This is a genomic window from Streptomyces sp., assembly GCF_036524955.1.
In the GTDB taxonomy this organism is placed as follows: Bacteria; Actinomycetota; Actinomycetes; order Streptomycetales; family Streptomycetaceae; genus Actinacidiphila.
Map to the genome: position 1 here is coordinate 1 of NZ_DATDBG010000083.1, position 11,717 is coordinate 11,717.

The 11,717-nt window shown below is 70.7% G+C and carries 9 protein-coding genes and 1 pseudogene; 1 reads left to right on the forward strand and 9 read right to left on the reverse strand.

The genetic code is table 11. From position 1 onward, the window contains the following. Positions 1 to 122: pseudogene (locus tag VIW71_RS26695) on the forward strand (IS110 family transposase); the annotation flags it as partial. Between the two features lie 15 nt (positions 123 to 137). On the opposite strand, the gene VIW71_RS07340 reads toward VIW71_RS26695, so the two are convergent. From VIW71_RS07340 to VIW71_RS07380, 9 genes are all read right to left on the reverse strand, one after another. Next, entirely contained in the window at positions 138 to 293 is a 156-nt protein-coding gene (locus tag VIW71_RS07340) for a hypothetical protein (RefSeq protein WP_331621188.1), read from the reverse strand. 87 nt (positions 294 to 380) lie between these two features. Further along, complete coding sequence (gene nuoN, locus VIW71_RS07345; RefSeq protein WP_331621189.1) at positions 381 to 2,051, reverse strand: NADH-quinone oxidoreductase subunit NuoN; 1,671 nt, start codon at positions 2,049 to 2,051, stop codon at positions 381 to 383. Beyond that, entirely contained in the window at positions 2,048 to 3,676 is a 1,629-nt protein-coding gene (locus VIW71_RS07350; protein WP_331621190.1) for an NADH-quinone oxidoreductase subunit M, read from the reverse strand. Before VIW71_RS07350 ends, nuoN begins: the two co-directional genes overlap by 4 nt. 6 nt (positions 3,677 to 3,682) lie before the next feature. After that, entirely contained in the window at positions 3,683 to 5,611 is a 1,929-nt protein-coding gene (gene nuoL / locus VIW71_RS07355; RefSeq protein WP_331621191.1) for an NADH-quinone oxidoreductase subunit L, read from the reverse strand. A 13-nt stretch (positions 5,612 to 5,624) separates the two neighbouring features. Continuing rightward, the gene (gene nuoK / locus VIW71_RS07360) at positions 5,625 to 5,924 is read right to left on the reverse strand and encodes an NADH-quinone oxidoreductase subunit NuoK (protein WP_331621192.1); all 300 of its coding nucleotides are present in this window, start codon (positions 5,922 to 5,924) and stop codon (positions 5,625 to 5,627) included. Next, the gene (locus tag VIW71_RS07365) at positions 5,921 to 6,835 is read right to left on the reverse strand and encodes an NADH-quinone oxidoreductase subunit J (RefSeq protein WP_331621194.1); all 915 of its coding nucleotides are present in this window, start codon (positions 6,833 to 6,835) and stop codon (positions 5,921 to 5,923) included. Before VIW71_RS07365 ends, nuoK begins: the two co-directional genes overlap by 4 nt. Beyond that, positions 6,832 to 7,506 (reverse strand): NADH-quinone oxidoreductase subunit NuoI, encoded by a 675-nt coding sequence (gene nuoI / locus VIW71_RS07370; RefSeq protein WP_331621195.1) that lies wholly within the window; start codon positions 7,504 to 7,506, stop codon positions 6,832 to 6,834. The genes VIW71_RS07365 and nuoI overlap by 4 nt, the downstream gene beginning before the upstream one ends. Continuing rightward, a complete protein-coding gene (nuoH, locus tag VIW71_RS07375; RefSeq protein WP_331621196.1) occupies positions 7,499 to 8,911 on the reverse strand; it encodes an NADH-quinone oxidoreductase subunit NuoH in 1,413 nt (470 codons plus the stop codon). Before nuoH ends, nuoI begins: the two co-directional genes overlap by 8 nt. A 100-nt stretch (positions 8,912 to 9,011) precedes the next feature. Next, a complete protein-coding gene (locus VIW71_RS07380) occupies positions 9,012 to 11,525 on the reverse strand; it encodes an NADH-quinone oxidoreductase subunit G (RefSeq protein WP_414720686.1) in 2,514 nt (837 codons plus the stop codon). Positions 11,526 to 11,717 lie beyond the last annotated feature (192 nt).

Below are 11,717 nucleotides of genomic sequence, written 5' to 3' on the forward strand. Positions count from 1 at the left end.
CCACCGAAGGCATGTCCAAGAAAGACATCCTGCGCTGCCTCAAACGCTTCATCGCCCGCGAGGTCTACAAGCACCTCACCAGCCCATCAACCACACCGAAAACGCTCCTCCAGACCGCTTGACGATCTATAGGAGCTTCACCCCAGCACCAGCGACAGCCGCCCCGGCCCGCCCCCCGGCAACGACAGCACCCCGAACGCCAGCGCCACCCGGGCGAACCCGTTCCCCAGCACCGACACGACCCGCGCCCCGACCAGCAGCCCGAACCGCCGGTCCGCCCACCCCGTTTTCACGCCCCGCACTCTACGGCCCCGTAGGCACGCTGCCCGGGTGCCTTCCTTTCGGAAGGAGGGCACCCGGGCAGCGTGGAAGAGAATCGGTCAGCGGATGAAGACGCCGGATGTGGCGGCCAGATCGAGGAAGTACTGGGGGGCGAGTCCGAGCACCAGGGTGACCACGACGCCGATGGCGATGGCGGTGGAGGTGAGGGGGCTGGGGACGGCGACGGAGGGGCCGCCGGCCTTGGGTTCGCTGAAGAACATCAGCACGATGACGCGGATGTAGAAGAACGCGGCGACCGCCGACGAGATGACGCCCACGATGACCAGAGGCATCGCGCCGCCCTGGGCGGCTGCCTTGAAGACGGCGAACTTCCCGGCGAACCCGGAGGTCAGCGGGATGCCCGCGAAGGCCAGCAGGAAGACCGCGAAGACGGCGGCGACCAGCGGGGAGCGCCGCCCGAGTCCCGCCCACCGCGAGAGGTGGGTCGCCTCGCCGCCCGCGTCGCGGACCAGCGTGACGACGGCGAAGGCGCCGAGCGTCACGAAGGAGTAGGCGGCCAGGTAGAACAGGACCGAGGAGACGCCGTCGGGGGTGGTGGCGATGACGCCGGCCAGGATGAAGCCCGCGTGGGCGATCGAGGAGTACGCCAGCAGCCGCTTCACGTCGGTCTGGGTGACCGCGACGACCGCGCCGACCAGCATCGTGGCGATGGCCACGCCCCACATGACCGGGCGCCAGTCCCACCGCATGCCGGGCAGCACCACGTACAGCAGCCGCAGCAGCGCGCCGAACGCGGCGACCTTGGTGGCGGCGGCCATGAAGCCGGTGACCGGGGTCGGCGCGCCCTGGTAGACGTCCGGCGTCCACATGTGGAACGGCACCGCGCCGACCTTGAAGAGCAGGCCGACGGCGACCATGGCGAGGCCGATCAGCAGCAGCGCGTCGTTGCCGGTGGTGGAGGCGAGCGCCGGCGTCATCCGCGCGGTGCCGTCGATCACCGAGGAGATACCGGAGTACGTGACCGAGCCGGCATAGCCGTAGAGCAGCGCGATCCCGAAGAGCAGGAAGGCCGAGGAGAAGGCGCCCAGCAGGAAGTACTTCACCGCCGCCTCCTGGGACATCAGGCGGTTGCGTCGGGCCAGCGCGCACAGGATGTAGAGCGGCAGCGAGAAGACCTCAAGGGCGACGAACAGCGTCAGCAGGTCGTTCGCGGCCGGGAAGACGAGCATGCCGCCGACCGCGAACAGCAGCAGCGGGAACACCTCGGTGGAGGTGAACCCGGCCCGGACGGCGGCTTTCTCCTGGTCGCCGCCGGGCACCGCGGAGCCCTGCGCGGCGAAGGAGTCGACCTGGCGGCCGTGCGCCCGCGGGTCGAGGCGCCGCTCGGCGAAGGTGAGGACCGAGACGATGGCGACCAGCAGGATCGTGCCCTGGAGGAAGAGTGCCGGGCCGTCCACGGCGACCGCGCCCATCGCCGCGATGTGCGCCTTGGTCGTGCCGTACCCCTTCTCCGCCAGCGCGACCACGGCCGCGAAGGCAGCGGCCAGACCCACCACCGCGACGGTCACCTGCGCGAGGTAGCGGTGCGCGCGCGGTACGAACGCCTCGACGAGGATGCCCAGCACGGCCACGCCGAAGACGATCAGGACCGGTGAGAGCTGGGCGTACTCGATGTGCGGGGCCGGGATGCTGTCCACCGGGGCGGCCGGCGCCGCCGTTGTCCACAGGCTGTGGACAACCGATCCCGCCGGGAAAACCGATCCGCTCACTTCTTCGCCTCCAGCGCGGGCTTGGGGTCGGTCTTGTGCACGTCGGAGAGCGTGTGCGAGACCGACGGGTTGACGATGTCCGTCACCGGTTTCGGGTAGACCCCGAGGAAGAGCAGCAGCGCGATCAGCGGCGCGACCACGACGAGTTCACGTACCCGCAGGTCGGCCATGCCCTCGATGCCCGCCTTGACCGGCCCGGTCATCGTCCGCTGGTAGAGCACCAGCACGTACAGCGCGGCCAGTACGATGCCCGCGGTCGCCACGATCCCCAGCACCGGGTACCGGCTGAACGTGCCGACCAGCACCAGGAACTCGCTGACGAACGGCGCGAGACCGGGCAGCGACAGCGTGGCGAGACCGCCCACCAGGAAGGTGCCGGCCAGCACCGGCGCCACCTTCTGCACACCGCCGAAGTCCGCGATGAGCCGCGAGCCCCGCCGGGTGATCAGGAACCCGGCGACCAGCATCAGCGCGGCCGTCGAGATGCCGTGGTTGACCATGTAGAGCGTCGCGCCGCTCTGGCCCTGGCTGGTCATCGCGAAGATGCCGAGGATGATGAAGCCGAAGTGCGATACGGACGCGTACGCGATCAGCCGCTTGATGTCGCGCTGGCCGACGGCGAGCAGGGCACCGTAGATGATGCTGACCAGCGCGAGAACCAGGACGACCGGGGTGGCCCACGTGGACGCCTCCGGGAAGAGCTGGAGGCAGTACCGCAGCATCGCGAACGTGCCGACCTTGTCCACCACCGCGGTGATGAGCACGGCGACCGGTGCGGTCGCCTCGCCCATCGCGTTCGGCAGCCAGGTGTGCAGTGGCCACAGCGGGGCCTTCACCGCGAAGGCGAAGAAGAACCCGAGGAACAGCCACCGCTCGGTGGAGGTCGCGAGGTCCAGCTTCCCCGACGCGCGGGCGGCCAGGATCTCCTGGAGCGAGAAGGTACCGGCACCGAGCTGGTCGGCGGTGGCCGCGTACAGCCCGATCACGGCGGCCAGCATGATGAGGCCGCCGACCAGGTTGTAGAGCAGGAACTTCACCGCCGCGTACGACCGCTGCCGTGCCGCCTCGTCCTCTCCGCCCGCGTGCGCGCGGTCGCCGAAGCCGCCGATGAGGAAGTACATCGGGATGAGCATGGCTTCGAAGAAGATGTAGAAGAGGAACACGTCGGTGGCCTCGAAGGAGAGCACCACCATCGCCTCGACCAGCAGGATCAGCGCGAAGAAGCCCTGGGTGGGCCGCCACCGCCGGTCGGGGGCGCCCGCGGCGGAGTCGCTGTCGGACCCGGTCTCCAGTGGGTCGGCGTCGTGCCAGCCGGCCAGCATCACGAACGGGACCAGGAGCGCGGTCAGCGCGACGAGGGTGACCGCGATGCCGTCCACGCCCAGGTCGTAGCGCAGCCCGAAGTTCCTCACCCAGGCGTGCGATTCGGTGAGCTGGTAGCGGTCACCACCCGGGTCGAACCGGACCAGCGCGATCGCGGCCAGCACCAGCGTGCCGAGCGAGAAGGCCAGCGCCGTGTACTTGGCGGCCGTCCTTCTCGTGGCGGGTACGGCGGCGGTGACGATCGCGCCGGCCGCGGGCAGGGCGGCGGTCACGGTGAGGAGCGGGAACGAGAAATCTGCCATGAGCTATCAGACCGCCCTCATGAGAAGAGTCGCGGCGACCAGCACCGCGGTGCCGCCGAGCATCGAAACGGCGTACGACCGTACGTAGCCGTTCTGCACCTTGCGGAGGCGGCCGGAGAGGCCGCCCACCGAGGCGGCGGTGCCGTTGACGACGCCGTCGACCAGGGAGTGGTCGAGGTAGACCAGGGCACGGGTGAGGTGTTCGCCGCCGCGGACCAGGACGACGTGGTTGAAGTCGTCCTGCAGCAGGTCGCGGCGGGCGGCCCGGGTGAGCAGCGAGCCGCGCGGGGCGACCGCCGGAACGGGCCGGCGCCCGTACATCAGCCAGGCCAGGCCCACGCCCAGCACCAGGACGACCATGGTTCCGGCCGTCACCGTGCCCGCGCTGACCGGGGAGTCGCCATGGCTGTGCCCGGTGACCGGCTCCAGCCACTTCAGGAAGGAGGAGTTGACGCTGAACAGCGCGCCGGCGAAGACCGAGCCGAAGGCCAGGACGACCATGGGGATGGTCATGGAGGCCGGGGACTCGTGCGGATGCGGCGTCTGGCCCGACCCCGCGGCGGAGCCGCCGTCGGACGCGGTCGCGGCCCACCGTTCCTCGCCGAAGAACGTCATCAGCATCACCCGCGTCATGTAGAACGCGGTGATCGCCGCGCCCAGCATGGCCGCGCCGCCCAGGATCCAGCCCTCCGTGCCGCCCTTCGCGAAGGCCGCCTCGATGATCTTGTCCTTGGAGAAGAAGCCGGACAGGCCCGGGAAGCCGATGATCGCCAGGTAGCCGAGGCCGAAGGTGACGAAGGTGACCGGCATGTACTTCCGCAGGCCGCCGTAACGCCGCATGTCCACCTCGTCGTTCATGCCGTGCATGACCGAACCGGCGCCGAGGAAGAGCCCGGCCTTGAAGAAGCCGTGCGTGACCAGGTGCATGATCGCGAAGACGTAGCCGATCGGGCCGAGCCCGGCCGCCATGATCATGTAGCCGATCTGCGACATCGTGGAGCCGGCCAGCGCCTTCTTGATGTCGTCCTTCGCGCAACCGACGATCGCACCGAACAGCAGCGTGACCACGCCGACCGTGACGACGGCGGTCTGCGCGTCGGGCGCGGCGTTGAAGATCGCGCCGGACCGCGTGATGAGGTACACGCCCGCGGTCACCATGGTGGCGGCGTGGATCAGCGCGGAGACCGGGGTCGGGCCCTCCATCGCGTCGCCCAGCCAGGACTGGAGCGGCACCTGCGCGGACTTGCCGCACGCAGCGAGCAGCAGCATGAAGCCGATACCGGTGATGGTCGCGTGCTGGGCACCGGCCGCCTCGGTCACCGCCGGGAGCACGTCCGCGAAGGCGAACGACCCGAAGGTGGTGAACATCAGCATGATGGCCACCGACAGGCCGATGTCGCCGACCCGGTTGACCAGGAACGCCTTCTTCGCCGCGGTCGCCGCGCTCGGCTTGTGCTGCCAGAACCCGATGAGCAGGTACGAGGCCAGGCCCACGCCCTCCCAGCCCGCGTAGAGCAGGAAGTAGTTGTCGGCCAGGACCAGCAGCAGCATCGCCGCGAGGAAGAGGTTCAGGTAGCCGAAGAACCGGCGGCGGCGCTCGTCGTGCGCCATGTAGCCGATCGAGTAGATGTGGATCAGCGAGCCCACACCGGTGATCAGCAGCACGAAGGTCATCGAGAGCTGGTCGAGCTGGAAGCCGACGTCGGCCTGGAATCGTCCGACCGGCACCCAGCTGTAGAGGTGCGAGGTGAGTGTGCGCTGCTCGCTGTCCTTGCCGAGCATGTCGGCGAAGAGCACGACGCCGAGGGCGAAGGACAGCAGCGCGAGCGCCGTGCCGATCAGGTGGCCGGTACGGTCCAGCCGCCGGCCGCCGGTCAGCAGGATGCCCGCGCCCAGCAGTGGCGCCGCGACGAGCAGTCCGATCAGGGTTTCCACTGGCGCAGCCCCTCTACAGCTTCATGAGATTGGCGTCGTCGACCGAGGCCGAGTGGCGGGAACGGAAGATCGACACGATGATCGCCAGACCGACCACGACCTCGGCGGCGGCCACCACCATCGTGAAGAAGGCGATGATCTGGCCGTCGAGGTTGCCGTGCAGCCGGGAGAAGGTGACGAACGCCAGGTTGCAGGCGTTGAGCATCAGCTCGACGCACATGAAGACGACGATCGCGTTGCGCCGGATCAGCACTCCGGCCGCGCCGATGGTGAACAGCAGCGCCGACAGGTACAGGTAGTTGGCCGGATTCACTTGGCGCCCTCCTCTGCGTGGTCCCGGTCACCGTTGCGGTCGCCGCCGTTCCGGCCGGAGCCGCGGTCGTCGGCGCCGCGGTCGACGACGGGGGGAGCCCGGTGCTCCAACTCCCGCTCCAGCCACTCCTCCGACCGCTGCGCCAGCTCGGCCAGCCGCTGCCGCGCGTCCTGCGACACGTCGCGGATCTGGCCGCGCTCGCGCAGCGTGGAGCTGACCGAGAGCTCGGCGATGGTGCCGTCGGGCAGCAGCGCGGGAATGTCCGCCGCGTTGTGCCGGGCGTACGTACCCGGCGCCGGCAGCGGCGTGACCTGCTTGCCCTCGCGCACCCGCGTCTCGGACAGCTCACGCTGCGTACGGCGTTCCTCCGTACGCTCCCGGTGGGTGAGCACCATCGCGCCGATCGCCGCGCTGATCAGCAGCGCGCCGGTGATCTCGAAGGCCCACACGTAGGTGGTGAACACCAGCCGGGCCAGGCCCTGGACGTTGCCGCCGTGGGCGGAGTTCGCCTGGCCGGTACCGGTGAAGGTGTCCAGCGAGGCGTTGCCGATCCCGGCGATCAGCAGGATGCCGAAGCCGAGCCCGCACAGGGCGGCCATCCAGCGCTGGCCCTTCAGCGTCTCCTTGAGGGAGTCCGCCGCGGTGATGCCGACCAGCATGACAACGAAGAGGAAGAGCATCATGATCGCGCCGGTGTAGACGACGATCTGCACGATCCCCAGGAAGTACGCGCCCTGCGCCAGGTAGAAGACGGCCAGCACGATCATGGTCCCGGCCAGCGACAGCGCGCTGTGCACGGACTTCTTCATCAGTACGGTGCCGAGCGCGCCCAGCACGGCGACCGTGCCGAGCACCCAGAACTGGACGGCCTCGCCGGTGGAGGTCTGGGAGGCGGCGGCGAGCGACATCATGCCTCGGCCCCCGTTCCGGCCGGCGCCGTCCCGCCGGGCGCGGTGACCGCGGTGTCCGCTCCCGCCGCCGCACCGCTCGCCGTCTCGTCCGCTCCGGCCGCAGGCCGCTCGGAATCAGGCCGTTCGCCCTTGGAGACGGCCACCTGCCGTACGGTCCCGGGCGCGGCCTCGGTGACGGCGCCGCGGTAGTAGTCGCCCTCGTCCATGCCCGGGAAGATCGAGTGCGGGCTGTCGACCATGCCCTCTTCCAGGCCCGCCAGCAACTGCTCCTTGGTGAAGATCAGCGACTCGCGGGTCCGGTCGGCCAGCTCGTACTCGTTGGTCATCGTCAGCGCCCGGGTCGGGCACGCCTCGATGCACAGGCCGCACAGGATGCAGCGGGCGTAGTTGATCTGGTAGACGCGGCCGTAGCGCTCGCCCGGGGAGTAGCGCTCCTCGTCGGTGTTGTCCGCGCCCTCCACGTAGATCGCGTCGGCCGGGCAGGCCCACGCGCACAGTTCGCAGCCGACGCACTTCTCCAGGCCGTCCGGGTGGCGGTTGAGCTGGTGGCGGCCGTGGAACCGCGGCGCGGTCGGCTTCTTGTACTCGGGGTACTGCTCGGTCAGCCGCTTCTTGAACATGGCCTTGAAGGTCACGCCGAAGCCCGCGACCGGACCCAGGAACTCAGGCATCGCCGTCCTCCTTCTTCTCTGTGTCCCCCGCGCCCGAGGCGTCCGAGGCGTCCGCCGGCCCCGCCGCCCCCACGAGCTGGGGCTGCGCCCGGCTGGGACGCCTGGGCACCCGGGGCGCCTGCTGTCCCGGCAGCGGCGGTACGGGATAGCCGCCGGACATCGGGTCGAACCGTTCCGGTGGCGCCAGTGCTCCGCCCTCCGGCGCCTTCCGCTTCTCCTCGCGGTCCCGGAACACGTCCACGACCAGCGAGACCAGCAGCAGCGCGAAAACCGCCCCGCCGACGTAGAGGACGATCTTGGTGAAGTCGTAGTCCTCGTTGCGCATCGCCCGGACCGCGGCCACCAGCATCAGCCAGACCATGGAGACCGGGATCAGCACCTTCCAGCCCAGCTTCATGAGCTGGTCGTAGCGGACCCGGGGCAGGGTGCCGCGCAGCCAGATGAAGAAGAAGAGCAGCAACTGCACCTTGACGACGAACCAGAGCATCGGCCACCAGCCGTGGTTCGCGCCCTCCCAGAAGGCGGACACCGGCCAGGGCGCCCGCCAGCCGCCGAGGAAGAGGGTGGTGGCGACGGCGGAGACCGTCACCATGTTCACGTACTCGGCGAGCATGAACAGCGCGAACTTGATCGAGCTGTACTCGGTGTTGAAGCCGCCGACCAGGTCGCCCTCGGACTCGGGCATGTCGAAGGGCGCGCGGTTGGTCTCGCCGACCATCGTGGCGATGTAGACCAGGAAGGACACCGGCAGCAGGATCGCGTACCACCGGTTGCCCTGTGCCTCCACGATCGTGGAGGTCGACATCGACCCGGAGTAGAGGAAGACCGCGGCGAAGGACAGGCCCATTGCGATCTCGTAGCTGATCATCTGGGCGGACGCGCGCAGGCCACCGAGCAGCGGGTACGTCGACCCGGACGACCAGCCGGCCAGCACGATTCCGTAGATGCCGACGGACGCGGTGGCCAGGATGTAGAGGATGCCGATCGGCAGGTCGGTCAGTTGCAGCGCGGTGCGCTGCCCGAAGATCGACACCTCGTTGTCGGCCGGGCCGAACGGGATCACCGCGAACGACATGAACGCGGGGATCACCGCGACGATCGGCGCGAGGATGAACACCGCCTTGTCCGCCCGCTTGACGGTGATGTCCTCCTTGAGCATCAGCTTCACACCGTCGGCGAGCGACTGGAGCATGCCCCAGGGCCCGTGCCGGTTCGGGCCGATGCGCAGTTGCATCCACGCGACGACCTTGCGCTCCCACACGATGGAGAAGAGCACGGTGAGCATCGCGAAGGCGAAGCAGAAGACGGCTTTGAGGGCGATCAGCCACCACACGTCGTTCCCGAAGAACGAGAGGTTCTCCGTGGTGGCGGCGAGGTGGCTGCCGCCGGTGAACAGGGCACTCACGACCGCACCTCCGCACGCTGCGCCGCCGGACTCTTCTCCGCCGCGGCGGCGATCGGCCACCACGGCGCGGTCCGGCAGCGCCGAACCGGCATCACGCTGTTCATTCGGTCGCCTCCCTCGAATCCGTGGCGGAGGCCACCCCGACGACCTGTCCGGGACGGGCACCCGTGTCCGAGGCCACCCCGCCGCCGACGGAGTTGAGCGGCACCCACACCACGCGGTCCGGCATCGGCGTGACGGCCAGCGGCAGCGTCACCGTGCCGGCCGGGCCGGTGACCAGCACCGGGTCACCGTCGGAGAGACCCGCCTCCGCGGCCGTCGCCGCGGAGAGGCGGGCGACCGAGGCGTGCCGGGTCGCGGCCAGCGCGTCGTCGCCGTCCTGGAGACGGCCCTGGTCGAGGAGCATGCGATGCCCGGCGAGGACCGCCTGACCGGGCTCCGGCCGGGGCAGCGGCACGGACGTCTCCAGCGGCGCGGGCGCGTATGTACCGGACCAGCCGGCGAGCCGGTCCAGCTCGCGGCGGGCGGCCCGTACGTCGGCGAGGCCCAGTGCCACGTCCAGCGCGTCGGCCAGCATGGTCAGGACGCGGGCGTCCGGGAGCTGGTGGCGGCTGGTGGCCTGGTCGGGCTTGATCGCGGCCTCGAAGAGGCGGGCCCGGCCCTCCCAGTTGAGGAAGGTGCCGGACTTCTCGGCGACCGCGGCGACCGGCAGCACCACGTCGGCGCGCTCGGTGACCTCGCTGGGCCGCTGCTCCAGGCTGACCACGAAGCGCACGTTGCCCAGCGCCACGCGGGCGCGCGCCGGGTCGGGCAGGTCGGCGACCTCGACGCCGCCGACCACCAGCGCCGCCAGTTCGCCGGTGGCGGCGGCCTCGATGATCTGGCCGGTGTCGCGCCCGTAGCGGGTGGGGAGCGCGGGCAGGCCCCACACCCGGGCCACCTCGTCGCGGGCGCGCGGGTCGGTGACCGGGCGCCCGCCGGGCAGCAGCCCGGGCAGCGCGCCAACCTCGACCGCCCCGCGCTCGCCCGCCCGGCGCGGAACCCACGCCAGGGTCGCGCCGGTGGCGGCGGCCAGCCGCAGCGCCGCGGTGTACCCGCCGGACACCGCCGCCAGCCGCTCGCCGACCAGGATCACCGAGCCCTCGGTGCGCAGCCCGTCGGCGGCCCGCTCACCGGTCTCGTCCAGGCCGATACCGCTGGCCAGCGCGTCCAGCCACTCCGGTTCGGTGCCGGGCGCGGCCGGCAGCAGGATGCCGCCCGCCTTGTCCAGGCCCCGGGTGGAGTACGGCGCGAGCGCGTACGTCTGCTGCTTGAACTTGCGGTGCGCCTTGCGGAGCCGCAGGAAGACGCCGGGCGCCTCCTCCTCGGCTTCGAGCCCGGCCAGCAGCACGGCCGGCGCCTTCTCCAGCGCCCGGTTGGTCACCCCGCTGCTGTTCAGGTCGACGCCGCGACCGGCGACCGCGGCGGCCAGGAAGTCGGCCTCCTCGGCGGAGTGGGCGCGGGCCCGGAAGTCCACGTCGTTGGTGCCGAGGACGACGCGGGCGAACTTGGCGTACGCGTACGCGTCCTCGACGGTGAGGCGTCCGCCGGTGAGCACCCCGGTCCGGCCGTGCGCCGCGCTCAGTCCGGCCGCGGCGGCGGCCAGCGCCTCGGGCCAGCTCGCGGCGACCAGTTCACCGGAGGCGTCGCGGACCAGCGGGTGGGTCAGCCGCTCGGGCCGCTGCGCGTACCGGAAGCCGAAGCGGCCCTTGTCGCACAGCCACTCCTCGTTGACCTCGGGGTCGTCGGCGGCCAGCCGGCGCATCACCTTGCCGCGCCGGTGGTCGGTACGGGTCGCGCAGCCTCCCGCGCAGTGCTCGCACACCGACGGCGACGACACCAGGTCGAAGGGGCGGGAGCGGAAGCGGTAGGCGGCCGAGGTGAGCGCGCCGACCGGGCAGATCTGGATGGTGTTGCCGGAGAAGTACGACTCGAAGGGGTCGCCCTCGCCGATGCCGACCTGCTGGAGCGCGCCGCGTTCCAGCAGCTCGATCATCGGGTCGCCGGCGATCTGGTTGCTGAACCGGGTGCAGCGCGCGCACAGCACACACCGCTCGCGGTCCAGCAGCACCTGCGCGGAGATCGGCACCGGCTTCTGGTAGGTCCGCTTGCGGCCCTCGAAGCGGGTGTCGGGGTCGCCGACCTGCATCGCCTGGTTCTGCAGCGGGCACTCGCCGCCCTTGTCGCAGACCGGGCAGTCCAGCGGGTGGTTGATCAGCAGGAACTCCATCACGCCCTGCTGGGCCTTGTCGGCCACCTCGCTGGTCACCTGGGTGTTGACCACCATGCCGTCGGCGACCGGAAGGGTGCAGGATGCCTGCGGCTTGGGGAAGCCGCGGCCGTTGCCGGCGTCGGGGATGTCGACCAGGCACTGGCGGCAGGCGCCGACCGGCGCCAGCAGCGGGTGGTCGCAGAACCGCGGGATCTGGACACCGACCTGCTCGGCGGCCCGGATCACCAGGGTGTTCTCGGGGACGCTGAGCTGGATGCCGTCGATGGTCAGTGACACCATCTTCACGGTGCTTTCTAGAGGGCCCGGCAGCGCGGCATCGGCCTTCTCGGGTGCGGTGGTCATGTTGTTGCGGGGTCCCCTCCGAATCGTGCTGCGGAGGAGCGCAGCGGGGAAGCAGTGCGATTTCGTGGGGTGCTCATGCGTTGGCTCCCTGGGGGGCGAAGGCCGTCGAGGCGGCGGGGTCGAACGGGCAGCCGCCGTGGGTCAGGTGGGCGATGAACTCGTCGCGGAAGTACTGGATCGACGAGGTGATCG

Bases quoted from the DNA above. Each gene is read 5' to 3' on its own strand.
- VIW71_RS07350 (WP_331621190.1), bottom strand. From the start codon at position 3,676: ATGGCAGATTTCTCGTTCCCGCTCCTCACCGTGACCGCCGCCCTGCCC.
- VIW71_RS07365 (WP_331621194.1), bottom strand. From the start codon at position 6,835: ATGATGTCGCTCGCCGCCGCCTCCCAGACCTCCACCGGCGAGGCCGTC.
- VIW71_RS07380 (WP_414720686.1), bottom strand. From the start codon at position 11,525: ATGACCACCGCACCCGAGAAGGCCGATGCCGCGCTGCCGGGCCCTCTA.
- nuoI (WP_331621195.1), bottom strand. From the start codon at position 7,506: ATGCCTGAGTTCCTGGGTCCGGTCGCGGGCTTCGGCGTGACCTTCAAG.